Source organism: Polyangium sp. y55x31 (genome assembly GCF_029946505.1).
Lineage (GTDB): Bacteria > Myxococcota_A > Polyangia > Polyangiales > Polyangiaceae > Polyangium.
The window spans coordinates 229808-247747 of the sequence record NZ_JARZHG010000010.1; the positions used below are offsets into that span (position 1 = coordinate 229808).

Below are 17940 nucleotides of genomic sequence, written 5' to 3' on the forward strand. Positions count from 1 at the left end.
CCCTACCCCAGCTTGATCTGGCTGCCCTTGATCGCCGTCGCGGCCGAGCTCGAGAGCTCGGCGCCGCTCGCGCCCTCGAGCTTGAGCTCGGTGCCGCCCTTGGCGCTGAGCGCCGTGCCGGCCTCGATCATGGCCTCCGTGCCCGATTTGGCCTCGAGCGACGTGCTGGCCTCCATCTTCACCTCGGCGCCCGCCTTCAAGGCGAACGCCTTCGCGCTCTCGATACGCACGCCGTCCGCGTCGAGCGCGATGACGTTGCCATTCGCATCCTCGATCTTGATCCCCTTGTCCTCGTCGCTCATCGTGATCTTGTTGCCGCCCGGTGTCTCGAGCAGCAGGATGCATTTGTCGTCGTTCAGGTAGATCCGCATCTTCGAGCGGCTCTGGTAGACCTTTTCGTGATTGTCGTCGGAGCCCGTGAGCGGGGCGGGCTTCGCGCTCGAATGCAGCATGCCGAGGATCACGGGGCGGCGGGGATCGTCGTCGAGGAACCCGACCACGACCTCGTCGTCGACCTCGGGCCGGAAGAAAAAACCCCGCTCCTCGCCGGCGTCGGGGCTCGCGACGCGCGCGTACACGCCGTCGCCCGACGGATCCACGAGCGGCAAGCGCACGCGCACGCGATGTTCGCCCGCCTCGTCCTCGTTGCTCACGACCTTGCCGATGGAAAGACCACCCGCGCTCGGCAGGAGCGCGCCGGCGCGCGGCGCCGAGAAGGAACGCTCCTCCTCCGCGGCGAAGCGCTCGACGCCGCCGAACGCGACGTGCGTCCGGAAGCCCTCGCCCGGCGTCATGTCGTGGCGAACCCCGGTCACGAGGACGTCGCCCCCATAACGATCGCCGAGGCCGGCGAGGGTCACGACGTCGCCGACGTTCACGGTCGGAAGCCCGATGCATTTCACGGTGCCGCTCACCTTGGAGAGCTTCGACTTGAGCCAGGCGGCGTCCGCCCATGCCTGCGCCTCGTCCTTGTCGAGCGACGAATGACGGAGCTCGTAGCTCGACAGGCCCGCGACGGCCGCGAGATCGTCGGTGCTCGTGTTTCCTGGCCCGGTCACGCCCGGATCGGCGGCCTCGCACTCGACAAGCGCCTGCTCGGCCGCGTCCCAGGTCACGCTCTTCACCGCGGAGAACTGGAGCCGCGCGTCGATCTGCGCGTGGAGCTCGAGGATCGTCGCGCCAAACGCGAGCGTCACGACCGACTTGCCGGACGCGGGGGCCTTCACCGTGACCTTTTCATCGTTCGTCAAGACGAGCTTGCCATTCGCCTCCGCGCGCGTGAGCAGGAAATCCCAGTCGGTCGAGCGATACTGCACGAGCTGCGGGTGCGACGTCGTCGTCGCCTCGACGTCGGCGGTCAGGCCGGCGGCCTGGAGGAGGGACTCCATCACGTCGCTGTCCTTGCGATCGAAGTGGCAGGCGTTCTTGCGGCCCACGGTGAGCTTGAAGGCGGCGTGGCGGCAATCGACGACGAGCTGCGAGCCGCCTTTTTCGCGCACCTTGATGGACTGCCGGACGACGATGCCCTTGAAGAGCGAGACGGGTTCGTCGTTCGGGCCCGCGAGGATCTCGATCTCGCTGCCGGGCGCGAACGTCTCGGCGCTCGCGAGCGCGAAATTCCCCTGCGAGGCCGAGCCGTCGCTATACACGAGGCGAGCCGAGGCGACGCGGTTCGCGGTCTTCGTCACCGTGGCCGCGACGAGGTGGTGCTCGCGGGGCACGTCCTCGCCGCCCACCTTCACGAGGAACTCGCGGTGGTCGGGAGAAACAGGGAGGGTTCGCTCGGCAGAAATGGCTACTTCTCCAGGGGGGGAAAGACGAGCCGCGTCCCGGGCACGAGGCACCGGAAATCATCGAGCCGGTTCGCGGCGGCCACGTGAATGTAATGGCGCGGGTCTCCGTAGACCTCGGTGCACAGCCCAGGCAACGTATCGCCGGCCTTCACGACCCTCGTATGGGTCAGATCCGACGATTTGTCGTTCGCCATCGCGACGCGCGTCTGGTCATCCACGCTGTCGGTGAACGTCGCGGTGATCACGGCGCGCATCGGCGTGCCGTCGGGCTTGAACATCTTGTAGGCGATGCTCGCGCTCTTCAGCACGCAGCGCTTCACCGTGAGCTTCCCCCAGGCGACCCGGAGGTAGTTCGGCCGATGAATATCGCCGTTGTACTCCGTCACGCGCTGGAATTCGGCGATCTTCTTCTGCACGTCGAGCGGTTTGCCGCTCGCGCCCGTCCCGTCGAGGAAAAATGAGAGCGTGAGATCGCCGGGCTTGATCCGCTTGAACTCCATCCGGCTGCCCGTCGTGCCCGCGCCCTGCGCGCTGTCGTACTCCAGCTCGTACGACAGCGTGATCTCGCTCGGGTTGACGTACGCCTCGAACGTGGCAACCGCGGCGTCGGTGCACGCCGGTTGTTTATGGGCCTCGATGCGGAGCTTCTCCAGCGCGCCTCGGTCCACGGCTCAGCGCTCCTCTCTCTGCTCGAGGATCTCGAGCACGCGCTCGACGCACTCGCGGACGAGCGCGCCTCGGTCCTCGGGCGACGGCGCGCGGGTCGCGCCGTCCTTCGCGGGCTCCTCGCCCACCTCGACGGTGATGACGACCTCTTCGACGAAGATCGGCATGGCTCAGGACCTGTCCAGCGTGAAGTATTGGTAAGCGAACTGCAGCGTCTCGACGACGACGGTGTTGTTCGACGCGTTCAGATCGCTCACCGACCATTTCGTGGGATACGCCTTCACCACGTGCCAGGTGAGGAGCGGTTCGTGCTCGTCGTTGAGCAGCATCACGTCGATGTTCCTCGGCGTGATCTCGAGCTTCTCCACGCATTGCTCCACCCAGTCGATGATCTCCGAGCTCGTCAGGAGGCCACGCTTCAAGACGAGCTCGGGATACTTGGCCCGAGTGGGGTATTTCTGGACGAACCGATTCTCTCCGCCCTCGGGCACCTCCTCGGAGACGAGCTCCACGGCGAGGCCGGAGACCTCCGTGAAGCGGACGTCGCTCGCATTCGCGGACAGACCGAGGACCTCGACCCGGAAGTGGAACCCGACGGGCGGATAGTAGGCGGTCATGACTCGTTCTGCAGCTCGAGGCCCTCGTGCGCGAGCTCGATCGACTCGATGGCGACCTCGTTGGCGGAGGCCTTGAGCTGCGGGCCCTCGACCTTCACGGGGAACGCGTTCATGACCTTCCAGACCATCACCGGCTGGTGCTCCTCGTTCAGCAAGCTGATGATGAGGTTGCGGCGCTCGACGGTGTTCAGCTTGATCGTGCTGAGCCACTTGAAGAACTGATTGTCCCCCTTCGTGACGCCGCGCTTCAGCGTGATGTTGTTGAACTTGCGCAGCCCCGGCATCTTGATGGAGGAGTACTCGGGGAACGAGCCGTCTCGATACTCGATCACCTGGTTCTCCTGCGTCAAACCGGTGACCTCGGAAAAGCCGACGCGGCTGCCACCCCACTCGACAGTGAAGTGGAAGACCGGAAGCGGATACGTTGCGGGCATGGCTTTGGATCCTTTTTACGGGGGATTACGACGTCTGCATCTTGTGGAAGAACCGGAGCACGATGAACTCGGCAGGACGCACGACGGCCATGCCGATCTCGACGAACATGCGCCCCTCGAGGATGTCCTGCGAGCTCATGGTGGTCCCGAGGCCGCTGCGCACGAAGAACGCGTCCTTCGGCGACGCGCCCGCGAGCGCGCCCTCGCGCCACTTGTCCGTCAGGTAATTCTCGATCATGCCGCGCACCTTGACCCAGGTATTCGCGTCATTGGGCTCGAAGACCGCCCAGTACGTGCTCTTCTTGATCGACTCCTCGACCATGTTGAAGAAGCGCCGCACCGAGACGTAGCGCCACTCGTTGTCGTTGCCCGCGAGCGTGCGCGCGCCCCAGACGAGCGTGCCCTTGCCCGCGAACGCGCGGATCGCATTGATGGATTTCCCCGTCGTCGGGTCCACGTTCAGCGCGTCCTGCTTCTCGTTCGTCAGCCGGACGACGGGCTCGATCACGTCCGCGAGGGCCACGTTCGCGGGCGCCTTCCAGACGCCGCGCGCGCGATCGGTCGCGGCGTAGACGCCGGCGATGGCGCCGCTCGGCGGCATGACCACGTAATGCTTCTGGAGCTCCGCCTTGACGAGGTTGTAGGCCGTGGTGTCGCTGTCCACGAGCGCGCCGAGCTTCGCCGTGCCCTTGTCGTCGGTCACGATCACGTTGCTCTCGTCCTTGTTGACGTGGTGATTGAAGCTCGTCTTGATGAACGGGTAATACGCGGCGCCGTACTTCAGCACGCCCGTCCAGGCATCGCGGTTTGCCTCGATGACCTTCTTCTTCACTTCCTTGCCGCCGTCCTCGCCGATGACGACGTCCTCGTCCGGGCCCACGTCGCCCTTCCAGGCGTCGAAGAGCGCGACGCGATCACGAAGGTCGTCGCATTGCTTGAGCATCGCGGCGCAGAGCGACGCGTATTTGGCGTGGACGAGTTTCGTCGCCTCGGGGATGACGAGGATCGTGGGCTCGTCCTCCTTCCGCACCGCGTTGAGGCCCGCCTCGAGGTCGTCGGGCGAAATCTTCGTGGCGTCGTGGTTGCCGACGGAGACGATGTAACATTGCCCGCCGCCGTTGTCGAAGTAGAGCTTCACCGCGTAATAGAGGAGAAACGACGGCTCCGGCGGGGTGATGTCGGCGGAGACGGCCACTCCCTTGTCGTCGCGGCCGAGCTTGACGCCGATCTCGTCCGCCTTGGGAAAACCGAAGAGCGTCTGGAACTCGACCATCGAGTAGATCTTCGTGGGCGTCTTCAGCAGATCATCTTTTTTGATCTTCGTCGCCTTCTCGGTGTAGCCGATGAAAGCAGGGATCGCCGTCCCCACCTCCGCGACGGAGGGGGGAAACATCGGGATCTCTTCGACGTAAACGTCAGGTGTACGGTACGTGGGCATGGAGCGGACCTCTATCTGGAGATGTGGATGATCTGGTTTGCGTCCGCCTTGTCGGCGCCTGGCAGGGGCAGGTTCTCGATGAGGACGTCACCATTGCGACTGAGTTCGATTTTTTTGGCAGCGCGGCGCCGCCGCGCGACGGGCGCCTGCGACCGAAAAAGGACGACCCTCGCTCCCCCGCGCGCGAGCAGCGAGAGCGGGGGCTCGCCCCGGCCGAACGCCGAGTCGAGCACCCGCGTGAACGCGATTTCGTCGCGGCCCTCCTCGGCCGCGCCGCGATCGGAGACCGACAGGTGCTCGAGCTCCGTGCTCGAGGGTTTGTCGATCACAAGATAATAATTCAACGTCTCCTTTCGCGCCCGGAAGCCAATCTCGAAGGCCGGCGCTCCACCTTCCGCATGGAAGAAATCGTGTACGTGGATGTCGACCACGACGACCACGCCGGCGCGGAGCAGCTCCGGCTCGGTCAGGTATTCGGTCGTCCGCGTCTCCGCGCCCTCGTAGGCTTCCTCGATCGAGAAAGGCCCGGGCGGCATGCGATCGAGCTCGAAGGTGACGTGCGTCGCGGAGCGCGCCGCGGTGACCTCCTCGACGCGGATCGCGGCCCCCGCGGCGTCGCGCAAGGTCACGGTGACGGGCCGCGCCGACAAGCCGAGCGCATGCGCGACGAGCGAGCCGACGAGCTTTCGCGGCTCGGCCGCATCGAGCGCGCTCGGCGACTTCCCATTGCAATGGTAGGCCACGCTCCCGGGCGGCGCTGACGGGAGCGCGGTGTAATTGAAGAAGAACGGATCCGTCGGCCGGAGGCCGATCCGCAGCGTCGTCCCGGCGGCGCCGACGAGCGGCGCGCGATCGCCGACGGCCTGGAAGTGCGCCTCGAGGACGCCGTTCGAGGCCCTCGTCAACGCGCGCGCGCCGCACAGGATCCGCGTGGTATCGGCGGGCAGCACGAAGTCGATGTCGGGGAACGTCCCGCCGTCGTACTCGTGCGTCACGCGCAGCGAGAACAGGGATTCGAATCGGACGGTCACGGCGCCCTCATGCCGAAGTCGAGGCCCGAGACGGGCGAGACGATGCCGGAGGCCGCTTCATCCTGGAGCGTCACCATTCGCACCTTGTAAAGGACCGATGGGAGCTGCTTGCTGCCGATGAAGGCCCAGATCTGGTTGAGCTGCTCGAACGAAGGGGAAAGGAGCTCGACCGTGAGCTTTTCGATGCGCGCATCGAGCCCGGGATACGCGCTCTGCGTGAAGACGGGGTTCGCCTGGAAGAACGAAAGGACGAGCGAGAGGTGGCGCAGCGCCTGATCGTATCGCTGGAAGTTCGCCGCGAACATGACGTAGAGATTCAGCCGGAGCGGCGGCTCGACCTTGAGGATCTTGCCATTCTCGCGGGTGAGCTCGGGGAGCTGCGCGCGAAAGACGCGCTCCTCCTCCACGTTGACGATCGCGACCCCGACGTGATCGACCTGGATCGCGCACTTGCCGGCCTCGTCCACGATCCGCCCGAGCTCGGCCCCGCCGAACGTCGAGCCGGTCCGCAGCGCCACCTGGGCGTTGAGGTTTTTCACGAGAAACGCGAGCGCAACGTCAAGCATGGGTCGATCCTGATCCCACCGCGGTGCGGGCCGCCGGCGAGCTCGGCGTGACGTCAAAGCAAGGCGCGGGCCAAGGCGCGCGCCTTCGTCACTTCACCTCGATGATGCTCCCGGGCGTGACGATCTCGATGCTCCCCGTCCACTGGCAGGTGCACTTCGAATCATCGGTCAATGCTTTGAGCTCAGGCAGGCCCACCACGGAGGCTCCCGGCGACCAAGGCGCCGCGATCACCGGGATGCAGGGCTGCGGCGTGAGCACGCCATTCGCGGCCGACGTGGCAGCGGCGACCTGCGGATTTGCCTGCGTCTGGCACATCCCGAAGGGCGCGATGTTCACCATGGGCTTCTGATCCATGATGGTCGCGGCTCGCATCTCGCCTGCCGTCGTGAAGACCGCAGGCAAGACGCTGAGCGTCGACGGTGACGTTCCCTGGCTGCAGCGCAGCATCGCGCCATGTACGACGAGCTTTGCCATGAAGGATGAAACGGCCGGGCTGCAAGGCCCGGGCCAGGCGCGAAGACGACCAAGCCCGCCCCCACGCCGGTGCAACGCCTGCGTGCATCACGAAAATTGTGCATCACGGCGCCGCGCCGCACGGGCGAGCGAGAAAAACCGGACGTCCCTGGAGAGCCATTCGACGTTTCTCCGACCCCAGCGACCGAGCGCCCATAGCGGGAACCTCCCTCCGCGTCGCGCCGTCTCCCCCGCGCGCTCCTCATCGGAGGCGTGCTGAATCAGGGCACCATGCTCCAGGAGAACGCGGACAAAATGCCGAAACAAGCTACCACCAAGGATCCCGCCGCACGCGGAAAACTCGTTTTTGCGGCGCTCGCCCTCCTCGGCCTCGGGGCCTGCATGGAGAGCCCGCCGGCCGATACGTCCGACGAGGCGAACGCACGAGTCGACCCCGCGATGTGCCCCGAGGCCCCGAAGCCGAACGGACATCCCTGGGAATACGACGGCCCCGAGGGACAGGACCACTGGGGCACGACCGACGGGTACCCGAATTGCACGAACGGGCGGAGCCAGTCCCCCATCGACATCGAGAATCCCGTCACCCGCGACACCACGCAATCCGGGCTCGCGGGCCGCGCTTACGGCGACGCGCCGGGGCGTTTTTACGATAACGGGCATACCCTCATGTTCCTGTTCCCGCACGAGCAGCCGGGCGGGACGCTCGAGCTCGACGGCGTCACGTACACGCTCGATCAGTTCCATTTCCACGCGCCGAGCGAGCATCGCATCGGAGGAAAGGCGCACCCCATGGAAGCGCATTTCGTCCATTCCGCGCCCCCTGCCTCCCCGGGCGGGCCTCCACGGCGCGCAGTCGTGGCCGTCATGATCGACGTCGGCCCCGAGGAAAATACGTTCCTGGCCCCGCTCTTCGCGCACCTGCCCGAAATGGAAGGCGGAGGCACGTGCCTCCAGACCGAGGGCCTCGCCGACGTGCTGCTCGGGGATCGCGGCGGCTTCTATCGATACGACGGATCCCTCACGACGCCCGATTGCAGCGAGCACGTGCAGTGGATCATCATGGAGAAGCCGATCCTCGCCTCCGCCGAGCAGATCGGCGAGTTCGTCTCCGTCTTTCCGGACAATGCGCGCCATGTGCAGCCGCTCGACGGGCGCACGATCACGTTTTATCCGGGAGGGCCGGCGGCCTTGTGACGGTTACGAACGCCGTGCCATCCTCGTCCCCCCGCGGTGGCCGATCCTTCGCCGACCCGGGGAGAGCGACGCCCACCACAACTGGCTCGCAACGGCGAGCAAGGTTGGGTAACCTCCCCCGGAAGCGAGGAACCTTCACGCATGGAGAACAAAGTTGGCGACGCGCTCTCGACGACCGACGAGCACACCCAGCGGGTGCTCGATCTGGCGGTGGTGCACTTCATGGCCAACGGGCCGCGGAAGAAGGCGTTGGCGACCTGAATGAGGGGGCGGAACTCGATCCATGACGAACGAGAGCGATGCAAGGAAGCCGGACAGCGCGCGAGGAGCGGCGAGCGCGTGGGCGGAGGCTGAACAGCTCAATCAACAAGTCAATCAACTGTATGGCGCGGGCAAGTTCGGCGAAGCCATTCCGCTCGCCGAGCGCGCGCTCGCCATCGGGGAGAACGCATTCGGGCCGAATCACCCCATCGTAGCCACCGGGCTCAACAACCTGGCGGCGATGTACGACGCCGTCGGGGATTACGCCAAGGCAGAGCCGCTCTTTCAGCGCGCGGTGGGGATCTACGAGCGATTGCAGGGGCCAGAGCACCCCAACGTGGCCACCGCGCTCAACAACCTCGCGACGCTGTACAACTCGAAGGGGGACCGGTCGAAGAGCGAGTCGCTCCACCAGCGCGCGCTTTCCATCCGTGAAAAGGCGCTCGGGCCGGACCATGTCGACGTGGGCGAATCTCTCAGCCACCTTGCAGGGCTTTACGGGAGGAAGGGGGAGTACGCCACGGCAGAGCTTTACTTTCAGCGTGCACTCTCCATCTGGCAGAAAGCGCTGGGGCCGGAGCATCCCTATGTGGCCATCGCGCACCGTGGCCTCGCCTTGGTGTACAAAACGAAGGGGGACTACGCCAAGGCAGAGCCGCTCTACGAGCGCGTGATCTCCTTCGAGGAGCGCGTGCTGGGCCCCCATCACCCTCGTCTCGCGGGCTCGCTCGGTGGTTTCGCGACGTTGCATTGCCGGAGAGGTGACCACGCCAAAGCAGAGCCGCTCTATCAGCGCGCGCTGGCGATCAGGGAAAAGGCGCTGGGGCCGAACCACCCCGACCTGACGGACTCGCTCGAGGGTCTCGCCGGTGTGTATCAGGCGCTTGGTGAACACGCGAAAGCCATGAGCTGCATGGGCCGCGCGGTCGCCATCAAGGATCACAATACTGCGATTTTGCTCGGTACCGGTTCGGATCAGCAAAAGCAGGCGTACATGCACACGCTCCGCGGCTCCACCGATCGCGCGGTCTCGCTGCACATCCATGCCGCGCCCCACGCCGAGGAGGCAAAACGACTCGCGCTCGCCGTGATCCTGAGCCGCAAGGGGCGAGTGCTCGACGCCATGACCGACAGCTTCACGGCGCTCCGCCATAGCCTCACCCCCGCGGATCGAGCGCGGCTCGAAGAGCTCAGGTCCGTCAGCACCCAGTACAGCGCGCTCGTATGGCGAAAGCCGGCTCGTATGCCGGTCCGTGAATATCGTGCGACGTTGAACTGCCTCGAGTCCGAGCGCCAAGCGCTCGAGGCCGACATCAGCCGTCGCAGCGCCGAACTCGGCGGCGATTTGCAGCCGCTCACGATCGCCAAGGTGCAGGCGGCCATCCCCGAGGAAGCTGCGCTCGTGGAGCTGTTCTTGTACGCTCCATTCGACGTCGACACGTGGAAATATCGCGTGAACGCGCCGCGCTACGCCGCATACGTATTGCATCGGAGCGGTGAAATCGCGTGGGCAGATCTCGGCGAGGCCGAACCCATCAACGCGGCGGCCATACGCTTGCGGCAGGCGCTCTCGCAGACGAGCGCCGAACGGCGCCCCACCGGCGCCCATGCGACGGCGCGCGAATTCCTCTCGCACGACGATCCGGTTGGTGATCCGCGTCGAGCCGGCCGCGATCTCGACGAGCTGGTCATGCGACCGATCCGCCGCCTGCTCGGTTCGGTCCGCCGGATCCTGCTCAGTCCGGATGCCTCGCTCAACCTGGTGCCTTTCGGCGCCCTGGTGGACGAGGAGGGGCATTACCTCGTCGAGCGATCCTCTGTGACCTATCTGGCGAGCGGTCGAGATCTCTTGCGCCGCGCGACCAACGTGCCGTCGCGTCGGGCGCCGGTCGTCGTCGCGGCGCCGGACTATGACGCCGCCCGGGCGCCCACCGCCGCGCACGCCGCCCGTACCCGCAGCGAGGTCTCGGCAGATGCGCGAGGGCTCTTGTTCAAGCCGCTCCAGTTCGCCGAACAAGAGGGCCGCGCCATTGCGAACAAGCTGCCCGGCTCCGAGTATCTGACGGGCGCGGGAGCGACCACGGATGCCGTGAGAGCGCTCGCAGGGCCGCGCGTGTTGCATATCGCGACGCACGGTTTTCTTCTCCCGGACTTGCCTGCGCTGCACGAGCATCCGTCCAGCGACCTCGACGACGCACCCAAGCAGCGTAGGCTCGAGAACGCGCTTTTGCGCTCGGGCATCGCACTGGCCGGCGCGAATCGCCTCCACGACGACCAGGCGGATGGCCTCCTCACGGCGCTGGAGGTTTCGCAGCTCGACCTGACCGGAACGAAGCTCATCGTGCTCTCCGCGTGCAGGACTGGGGTGGGCTCGATCCGCATCGGAGACGGCGTTTATGGGTTGCGGCGCGCCATGGTCATCGCAGGCGCAGAAACGCAGGTGATGAGCTTGTGGAGTGTCGACGATGCAGCTACGCGCGAGCTCATGGAGGCCTACTACGACAAACTCCAGGCTGGGTGCGGGCGGAGCGAAGCCATGCGGCTGGCGCAACTGGAGATGCTCGACCGCGCGGATCGTGCCCACCCGTATTACTGGGCGAGTTTCATCGTCTCCGGTAGCGACGCCCCACTCGGATCGACATGACACCTGCCCCAGAAGAGCGGGAACCAAAAAACCCCACGCTCAACTTGCACGCACTGCTGCTTGCCGCGCCGCGAGCGTGCGCACGATGAGCCGATCCTCGTCGGAGAGGGCCCGCGCCGTCGCGGCTCCGACGACGATCACGGCCGCGACGCGGCCCCCGATCTCGAGCGGGACCGCATACGCCGAGCGGAGTTTTTCCTTGTCGATCGCCGCGCTCACGCGTGGATCGACGCGGGTATCGACGCTGTCGATCGGCACGGCCGTGAGCACGGCGTGGCCCGCCAGGCATTCGCCGGGAGACACCCGCGTTCCCAGCGACGCCTCCAGGGCAGGGCCGACGGCCGCGCGGACCACGAGGTCCTCGCCCTCGGCCACGTAAATCGCAGCGGAATCGACGATCGGCGAGGTTTCACGCAAAGCGACGAGGAAGCTCTGGAGAAAATTCTGGATGCCCTGGCTGCTCAGCGCGGCATTGGAAATGGCGTCGAGCGCGCGCAGGGTCCGCTCGCGCGCGGCGGTGTATTTCGCGATGGCCACGCCCACCGCCTCGTCGATGGCCCGATCGAAGACCAGGATGTCGCGGATCGGCGCGAGATCCCCGGTCTCCTCCGCCCAGAGCTCGAGGATGCATCGGCGGAGCACGGCATACTCGGCGACCACCTCCCGCAGATCGAATCCCACTTCGAGGCGCACGAGGGCGTGTATGTCCGGGGCGCGATGTGTCTTGTCACAGCCCACATCCTCGCCCTGTTCGAGAGCGCAGGCGAGCGCGTCGAGGATGCGCGGAAGGTGATCCCGCAAAAGGCCGTCCGGCAGCGCCTGCGGGACCGGCAATGCGCGGACGCGGTCGGACCATGCACGGAGGATCCGCTCGCCGCTCGATCGGAGGAAGGTCCCGAGCCGCAGAGGCCCGCCCGGGGACCGATCGAGCTGTGCTTCGTCCGCCATCGCTCCCTCCGGCCGCGGAGTCGCATTCGATGCATTTGGTGCAGCGAGAACGGAGGTGGGAGCGGGCCGCAGGGTCATGCGAGGACGGCCGGCCGTCGAGGATACAGCCTTTCCGTGACGGGCGTACGCCCGCGTCGTTCCCGTCCATCGCTCGCTCGCCTCTCCGCTCGGATGGCCTTACCTAATGGCCACGATGACAGACGAACCCACGAGGGCTGCTCAGCCCGGCGCGCACGTGGCGCATGCCCCCCGCGCGGCTCTGCTCCTCGGCGCGCTCGGCGTCGTCTTCGGTGACATTGGTACGAGCCCGCTTTATGCGATCAAGGAATGCTTCAGCCCGGTCGCGCCGCACCGGGTCGACGTCACGCCGGAGAACATCCTCGGGGTTCTGTCGCTGGTTTTCTGGACCCTCCTGATGGTCGTGACGATCAAGTATCTCACGTTCATCATGAAGGCGGACAATCAAGGATCCGGCGGCATCATGGCCCTCCTCGCCCTGGTCCCGCCGCGCAAAGGCAATCCCACGGGGCCGCTCGTCCTGCTCGTGCTCTTCGGCGCGGCCCTTCTGTACGGGGACGGCGTGATCACGCCTGCGATTTCGGTCCTCTCGGCCATGGAGGGCCTCGAGGTCGCGACCCACACGCTTCGACCGCTCGTCGTGCCGCTGACGGTCGCCATTCTGGTCGCATTGTTCCTGGCGCAGAAGCATGGCACCGGGGGGATCGGCAATGTATTCGGGCCCGTGACGCTCGTCTGGTTCGTGACGATCGCCGTTCTCGGCGGGCGGTTCGTCTTCACGAATCCGACCGTCCTCGCGGCCGTGGATCCACGGCACGCGGTGCGGTTTTTCGCCGATCATGGCAGGCACGGATTCATGGTGCTCGGCTCCGTGGTCCTCTGCATCACCGGCGCCGAGGCGCTTTATGCCGACATGGGGCATTTCGGCCGCGGCCCGATCCGCGCCGCCTGGTACCTCGTGGTCTGGCCCTCCCTGCTGCTCAATTATTTCGGCCAGGGCGCGCTCCTCCTCGAAAACCCCGGCGCCGCCACGAATCCGTTTTATGCCCTCGTGCCGTCCTGGGCCCTCTTGCCGACCGTCGCGATTGCCACCGCGGCCACGATCGTCGCCTCGCAGGCGCTCATCTCCGGGGCCTACTCGCTCACCCAGCAGGCCGTGCAGCTCGGGTATTTTCCGCGCGTCAGCATCGTCCATACCTCGAAGCACACCGAGGGGCAGATCTACATCCCGGAGATCAACCGCGCCTTGCTCGTCCTGTGCGTGGTCCTGGTCCTCACGTTCCGCACGTCGAGCGCGCTCGCGGCGGCCTACGGAATCGCGGTCACGGGGACGATGGCCATCACCACGATCGTGTATTTCTTCGTGGTGCGGCAGCGCTGGGGCTGGCCGCTCTGGAAGGCCCTGCCGCCCGTCCTCACCTTCCTGGCCATCGACATCGCGTTTTTCACGGCAAACGCGGCCAAATTCCTCCACGGCGGCTGGTTCCCCGTCGTCATGGCCGCCGGCATTTTCACGGTGATGACGACCTGGAAGACGGGGCGGCGCATCCTCGGCGAGGCGTTCAAGGCCGATCTCTTGCCGCTCGATCAATTCCTGGACGACGTGGCCCGAAAGAAGCCGTTCCGCGTGCACGGGACCGCCGTCTTCATGGCCTCGAACCCGCACGGGACGCCGCCGGTCTTGCTCCACCATTTCAAGCACAACCAGGTCCTCCACGAGCAGGTCGTGCTGCTCTCGGTGACGAGCGAGCGCGTCCCCGAGATCCCGCCCGAGGAGCGCATCACCGTCCTCGACAAGGGAAACGGGTTCTACCGGGTGCGGGCGCGTTACGGCTTCATGCAGACGCCCCACGTGCCGAGCGTGCTGCTCGCCTGCAAGGCGCACGGGCTCGTGATCGAGCTGAAACGCACGAGTTATTACCTCGGCCGCGAGACGCTCCTGCCCACGGGGCGGTCGAAGATGATGCGCTGGCGAAAAGGCCTCTTCGCCTTCATTTCCCGGAACGCGCGGCCCGCGACGGCGTACTTCGGATTGCCGCCCGGACGCGTGGTGGAGTTCGGGATGCAGATCAACCTGTGAAGCCAGGACGGCTCGCCCCCTCCCCAGGGTCCGAGCTCTGCGCTAGAACGACTCCCCCATGCCGTCCACCCACGATTTCGTCGACACCTACCTGCGCGAGACGGCCGAGATCGCCCTCGGCACGAGCCGAGAAGACCTCACGGCCGTCATCGACATCCTCTTCGACGCCTGGAAAAACGACCGCACCATCTACACCTGCGGCAACGGCGGCAGCGCCGCGAACGCGAGCCACCTCGCCTGCGACATCGCGAAGTTCACCTGGGTGGAAGGGAAAAAACGCTTCAAGTGCCGCTCGCTCTGCGACAACGCGGCCTTGCTGAGCGCGCTGACGAACGACGTGGGGTTCAACCGGATTTTCCTCGAGCAGCTCGACGGCTCGATGGGCCCGGGCGACGTGCTCGTTTGCCTCAGCGTCCACGGCGGCTCGGGCGCGGACAAGGCCGGGCCGTGGTCGCAAAACCTGGTCGCCGCGGCCGATTTCGTGAAGAAGCACGGCGGCAAGGTGGTCGCGCTCGTGGGCTACGACGGCGGCGCGCTCCGGCAGATGGCCGATGCGTCGATCATCGTGCCGCGAACCTCGGGCGGGCACACGTCGACGCCGCACGTGGAGGGCTTCCACGAGGTCTACCATCACCTGATCTGCGAGCGGCTGCGGCAGATGGTGGCCGAGGCATGAACGGGCCCGCGCGGGCCGGCGTGATCCTCGACCGCGACGGGACGCTCATCGACTTCGTCCGCGACGCCGAGCTCGGCGCCGTGGTGAGCGCCTTCCACCCCGATCACATCCGCTTTCTGCCCGGCGTCGTCCCCGGGCTTTTGCTCCTGCAAGACGCAGGGTTCGTCCTTTCGATCGCCACGAACCAGCCCGGCGCGGCGAAGGGCCAGATCCCCGAGAGCGCGATCGTCCGGACGAACCAGGCGCTCCTCGACGCGCTCGCCCAGGAAGGCATCCGCATCGCGGCGCTGCGCGTCTGCTTGCATCACCCGGAAGGCGGGCCGGGCGGCGATCCCGCGCTCGCGACGGATTGCACGTGCCGCAAGCCGAAGCCGGGGATGCTGCTCTCGCTCGTGGAGGAGCTCGGGCTCGATCCAGCGCGCTCGTGGATGGTCGGCGACGCGGCGGTGGACGTGCTGGCAGCGCGCGGGGCGGGGCTTCGCGCAGGGCTGCTCTTCGAGTGGGGGCGCTGCGAGATGTGCCCGGTGCGCGGGGGCTTCGACGAGATCCCGCTGCTCCGGCCGGACGCGTCGGCGAGCCGCTTCGACGAGCTCGCCCGGCGCCTCCGAGATTCGCTCGCCATGGCGCCGGGCTGATCTATGCTCCGCGGGCTTTTGTCCCGAGGGGGACGCCTCGCGTCCCCCTCTCGTCCGGGCAAAGCCCGGACGATTCACCCCCCGAGGGGAGCTCGCTTCGCGATCTCCCGGAGCAGCGACAAGTCGCTGCTCCAGCCCCCTGGAGTGTACATGCTCTTTCTCGACAGCTCGGATCCCAAGGAGATCAAAGACATCTTCGCCTGGGGGGTGATCGCCGGCGTCACGACGAACCCGCTCATCCTCGCGCGGGAAGCCGGGGCGGTGGACCTCGAGCAACGCATCCGCGAGGTCATCGCGGCCTCGAAAGGCCCGGTCTCCGTGGAGCTCGTGAGCGAGTCCGAGGGCGCGATGATGGAAGAGGCCCACCGCTACCACACGTGGGCGCCGGGCCGGATCGTGATCAAGGTGCCGTTCGGCGAGGCCGGCCTGCGCGTGACGCACGCGCTCGCATCGCAAGGCATCGAGACGAACGTGACGTGCATCATGAGCTTCAACCAGGCCTACCTGGCGGCGCTCGCAGGCGGGACGTACGTGTCGATCTTCAGCGGCCGGGTGCGAGACATGGGCTACGACGTGCGGCCCGTCATCGCCGAGACGCGGGCGCAGCTCGATCGGGAGAAGCTCGGGGCGAAGATCATCGTGGGGTCGATCCGGCACATCCTCGACGTGAACGAGGCGCTCGCGCACGGGGCGCACGTGGTGACGGTGCCGCCCGGGATCCTGCGGAAAATGCTGCACAACCCGAAGACGGACGAGACGATCCGCGAGTTCAACGCAGCCTGGGCGAGCCGTGCTAAGTAGCCCCGCCGTGACGGCAAACGGCACTTCCCCGGCCAACGGCGAGACGAACACCAAGTACGTCGTCGAGGAGCAGAACCTGGCACTCGTGGGCGCCATCGGCCGGCCGCGGCGCGTGCTCGACGTGGGCTGCGGGGTAGGCCTGAACGGCGAGGTCGCGAAGAGGCGCGGGGCGCACGTGACCGGGATCGAGATCGTCCCAGCCTCGATCGAGCGGGCCAAGGCGCGGCTCGACGAGGTGCTCGCGATCGACGTGACCAGCGACGAGGCCGTGAAGAAGGGCCTCGCCGGCCGGACGTTCGACCTTCTGCTCTTCGCCGACATGCTGGAGCACGTGGCCGATCCGATCGCAGTGATCCAGCGGCTGCTCCCGTACCTGGAGGATGGCGGGCACGTGATCGTGTCGCTGCCGAACGTGGCGGCGTGGACGATGCGCCTGGGGCTACTCGCCGGGAAGTTCGAGTACACGCAGAGCGGGATCCTCGACGACTCGCACCTGCGCTTCTTCACGCGCGAGACAGGCCGGCAGATGCTGGAGCAGGCGGGGCTCGAAGTGCTGCGGCTCGCGCAGAACCCGATGCTCGTGCGCGCAGCGAAGGACGTGGTGCTGTCGGCGCAGAAGGCGATCGCGCCAGGCGGCAACCCCGACCCGGAGAGCCTGCGCAAGTCGCTGCCGTACAAGCTCTACCAGGGGCTCGTGCGCCCGATGGAGGACATGGTGGCAGCACGCGCGCCGGAGCTTTTGTCGTTCCAGAACGTGTACGTCGCCCGCAAGCCGCCGAAGGCCCGCAAGCTCAGCCTGACCGTCGGCATGTTGACGATGAACGAGGAAGACAGCATCGAGGCGATGATGGGCGAGATCCGGAGGGTCGCGCCCGACGCCAAGATCCTCTGCGTCGACAGCTCGACGGACCGGACGCCCGAGATCGCAGCCAGGCTCGGCGCACGCGTGCTGCGGCAGCTCCCACCGCGCGGTCACGGGCCGGCCATGGAGCTGCTCATGTACAACGCCGCAGCCGAGAGCGAGCTTCTGATCTACCTCGACTGCGACTTCACCTACCCAGCCGATTACATCCCAGTGCTGCGCAAGATCGTCGAGGAAGAGGGCGTGGACATGGTGAACTGCGCCCGCACGCGGACGCGGCCCGCAGCCATGCCGCTGCCAAACTACGTGGCGAACCGCTCATTCGCAGCCCTCGCGCACCTGATGCACGGCATCCCGACCTGCGACGTGCACAGCGGCATGCGTGCCTATCGATCGAGCATGGTGCGCGCATTCGATTTCGACGGCGAAGGCGACGCGCTGCCCATCGACACGCTGCTCTTCCCAGCCAAATGCGGCTACCGAGTGGTGGAGATGCCCATCGACTACCAGGAACGCGTAGGGCAGTCGAAGCTGCGGAAGATCGCCGGCACAGTCTGGACGATGATCCGCCTCGTAAACGCGCTGCCCGTGGGAAAACGCGGTTCGTCGCGGTACGAGCTCCGGTAAGCCCCCGGTCGCAGGCGGGCGTAGCGCCGGGGTTTCACCCCGGACCCGACCAGGGGTTGTCCACCCCTGGACCCGGACCAGCGCAAGCGCTGGACCCGGGGTCGATGAACTGCGCGATGCGCAGTTCATCGAACAGGTCAGGTCAAGACCAAGGACGACCCTGCCCACCAGGAC

17 protein-coding genes are annotated in these 17940 nt (G+C 66.7%); 7 read left to right on the forward strand and 10 right to left on the reverse strand.

Annotated features, from left to right (window positions below; all coding sequences use genetic code 11):
- Positions 1-2: 2 nt before the first annotated feature.
- The 9 genes from vgrG to QHF84_RS20140 all read right to left on the reverse strand — a co-directional run bounded on the left by vgrG (position 3) and on the right by QHF84_RS20140 (position 7020).
- Positions 3-1742, reverse strand: coding sequence for a type VI secretion system tip protein VgrG (gene vgrG, locus QHF84_RS20100; protein ID WP_281314954.1), 1740 nt, complete (start codon positions 1740-1742; stop codon positions 3-5).
- Positions 1743-1795: 53 nt separating this feature from the next.
- Complete coding sequence (locus QHF84_RS20105) at positions 1796-2461, reverse strand: hypothetical protein (protein WP_281314955.1); 666 nt, start codon at positions 2459-2461, stop codon at positions 1796-1798.
- Positions 2462-2464: 3 nt separating this feature from the next.
- The gene (locus tag QHF84_RS20110; protein WP_281314956.1) at positions 2465-2626 is read right to left on the reverse strand and encodes a DUF5908 family protein; all 162 of its coding nucleotides are present in this window, start codon (positions 2624-2626) and stop codon (positions 2465-2467) included.
- A gap of 3 nt (positions 2627-2629) precedes the next feature.
- Positions 2630-3076, reverse strand: a complete 447-nt coding sequence (locus QHF84_RS20115; protein WP_281314957.1) for a phage tail protein — start codon at positions 3074-3076, stop codon at positions 2630-2632.
- A complete protein-coding gene (locus QHF84_RS20120; RefSeq protein ID WP_281314958.1) occupies positions 3073-3510 on the reverse strand; it encodes a phage tail protein in 438 nt (145 codons plus the stop codon). Before QHF84_RS20120 ends, QHF84_RS20115 begins: the two co-directional genes overlap by 4 nt.
- Positions 3511-3535: 25 nt before the next feature.
- Positions 3536-4948, reverse strand: a complete 1413-nt coding sequence (locus tag QHF84_RS20125) for a phage tail sheath C-terminal domain-containing protein (protein ID WP_281314959.1) — start codon at positions 4946-4948, stop codon at positions 3536-3538.
- Between the two features lie 11 nt (positions 4949-4959).
- Positions 4960-5979, reverse strand: a complete 1020-nt coding sequence (locus QHF84_RS20130; protein ID WP_281314960.1) for a hypothetical protein — start codon at positions 5977-5979, stop codon at positions 4960-4962.
- Entirely contained in the window at positions 5976-6545 is a 570-nt protein-coding gene (locus QHF84_RS20135) for a DUF4255 domain-containing protein (protein WP_281314961.1), read from the reverse strand. The genes QHF84_RS20130 and QHF84_RS20135 overlap by 4 nt, the downstream gene beginning before the upstream one ends.
- A gap of 88 nt (positions 6546-6633) precedes the next feature.
- On the reverse strand, positions 6634-7020 hold the full coding sequence (locus QHF84_RS20140; RefSeq protein WP_281314962.1) for a DUF4280 domain-containing protein: 387 nt from the start codon (positions 7018-7020) through the stop codon (positions 6634-6636).
- Between the two features lie 270 nt (positions 7021-7290).
- Here QHF84_RS20140 and QHF84_RS20145 point away from each other — a divergent pair, with 270 nt between their 5' ends.
- Both QHF84_RS20145 and QHF84_RS20150 read left to right on the forward strand, forming a co-directional pair.
- Positions 7291-8214, forward strand: coding sequence for a carbonic anhydrase family protein (locus QHF84_RS20145; RefSeq protein ID WP_281314963.1), 924 nt, complete (start codon positions 7291-7293; stop codon positions 8212-8214).
- Between the two features lie 283 nt (positions 8215-8497).
- The gene (locus QHF84_RS20150; protein WP_281314964.1) at positions 8498-11119 is read left to right on the forward strand and encodes a CHAT domain-containing tetratricopeptide repeat protein; all 2622 of its coding nucleotides are present in this window, start codon (positions 8498-8500) and stop codon (positions 11117-11119) included.
- Positions 11120-11158: 39 nt separating this feature from the next.
- On the opposite strand, the gene QHF84_RS20155 is transcribed toward QHF84_RS20150, so the two are convergent.
- Positions 11159-12067, reverse strand: coding sequence for a GAF domain-containing protein (locus QHF84_RS20155; RefSeq protein WP_281314965.1), 909 nt, complete (start codon positions 12065-12067; stop codon positions 11159-11161).
- 193 nt (positions 12068-12260) lie between these two features.
- Between QHF84_RS20155 and QHF84_RS20160 the strand changes: the two genes are divergently transcribed.
- From QHF84_RS20160 to QHF84_RS20180, 5 genes are all read left to right on the forward strand, one after another.
- Positions 12261-14165 (forward strand): potassium transporter Kup, encoded by a 1905-nt coding sequence (locus QHF84_RS20160; RefSeq protein WP_281314966.1) that lies wholly within the window; start codon positions 12261-12263, stop codon positions 14163-14165.
- 58 nt (positions 14166-14223) lie between these two features.
- A complete protein-coding gene (locus tag QHF84_RS20165) occupies positions 14224-14841 on the forward strand; it encodes an SIS domain-containing protein (protein WP_281314967.1) in 618 nt (205 codons plus the stop codon).
- Positions 14838-15476 carry an HAD-IIIA family hydrolase gene (locus QHF84_RS20170; RefSeq protein WP_281314968.1) on the forward strand — a complete coding sequence of 213 codons (639 nt, stop codon included), beginning with the start codon at positions 14838-14840 and terminating at the stop codon, positions 15474-15476. Before QHF84_RS20165 ends, QHF84_RS20170 begins: the two co-directional genes overlap by 4 nt.
- Before the next feature lie 150 nt (positions 15477-15626).
- Positions 15627-16277, forward strand: coding sequence for a transaldolase family protein (locus QHF84_RS20175; protein ID WP_281314969.1), 651 nt, complete (start codon positions 15627-15629; stop codon positions 16275-16277).
- Between the two features lie 7 nt (positions 16278-16284).
- Entirely contained in the window at positions 16285-17766 is a 1482-nt protein-coding gene (locus QHF84_RS20180) for a methyltransferase domain-containing protein (RefSeq protein ID WP_281314970.1), read from the forward strand.
- Positions 17767-17940 lie beyond the last annotated feature (174 nt).

Bases quoted from the DNA above. Each gene is read 5' to 3' on its own strand.
- QHF84_RS20125 (WP_281314959.1), bottom strand. From the start codon at position 4,948: ATGCCCACGTACCGTACACCTGACGTTTACGTCGAAGAGATCCCGATG.
- QHF84_RS20120 (WP_281314958.1), bottom strand. From the start codon at position 3,510: ATGCCCGCAACGTATCCGCTTCCGGTCTTCCACTTCACTGTCGAGTGG.
- QHF84_RS20150 (WP_281314964.1), top strand. From the start codon at position 8,498: ATGACGAACGAGAGCGATGCAAGGAAGCCGGACAGCGCGCGAGGAGCG.
- QHF84_RS20175 (WP_281314969.1), top strand. From the start codon at position 15,627: ATGCTCTTTCTCGACAGCTCGGATCCCAAGGAGATCAAAGACATCTTC.
- QHF84_RS20155 (WP_281314965.1), bottom strand. From the start codon at position 12,067: ATGGCGGACGAAGCACAGCTCGATCGGTCCCCGGGCGGGCCTCTGCGG.
- QHF84_RS20170 (WP_281314968.1), top strand. From the start codon at position 14,838: ATGAACGGGCCCGCGCGGGCCGGCGTGATCCTCGACCGCGACGGGACG.
- QHF84_RS20160 (WP_281314966.1), top strand. From the start codon at position 12,261: ATGACAGACGAACCCACGAGGGCTGCTCAGCCCGGCGCGCACGTGGCG.
- QHF84_RS20165 (WP_281314967.1), top strand. From the start codon at position 14,224: ATGCCGTCCACCCACGATTTCGTCGACACCTACCTGCGCGAGACGGCC.
- QHF84_RS20115 (WP_281314957.1), bottom strand. From the start codon at position 3,076: ATGACCGCCTACTATCCGCCCGTCGGGTTCCACTTCCGGGTCGAGGTC.
- QHF84_RS20140 (WP_281314962.1), bottom strand. From the start codon at position 7,020: ATGGCAAAGCTCGTCGTACATGGCGCGATGCTGCGCTGCAGCCAGGGA.
- QHF84_RS20135 (WP_281314961.1), bottom strand. From the start codon at position 6,545: ATGCTTGACGTTGCGCTCGCGTTTCTCGTGAAAAACCTCAACGCCCAG.
- QHF84_RS20145 (WP_281314963.1), top strand. From the start codon at position 7,291: ATGCTCCAGGAGAACGCGGACAAAATGCCGAAACAAGCTACCACCAAG.
- QHF84_RS20110 (WP_281314956.1), bottom strand. From the start codon at position 2,626: ATGCCGATCTTCGTCGAAGAGGTCGTCATCACCGTCGAGGTGGGCGAG.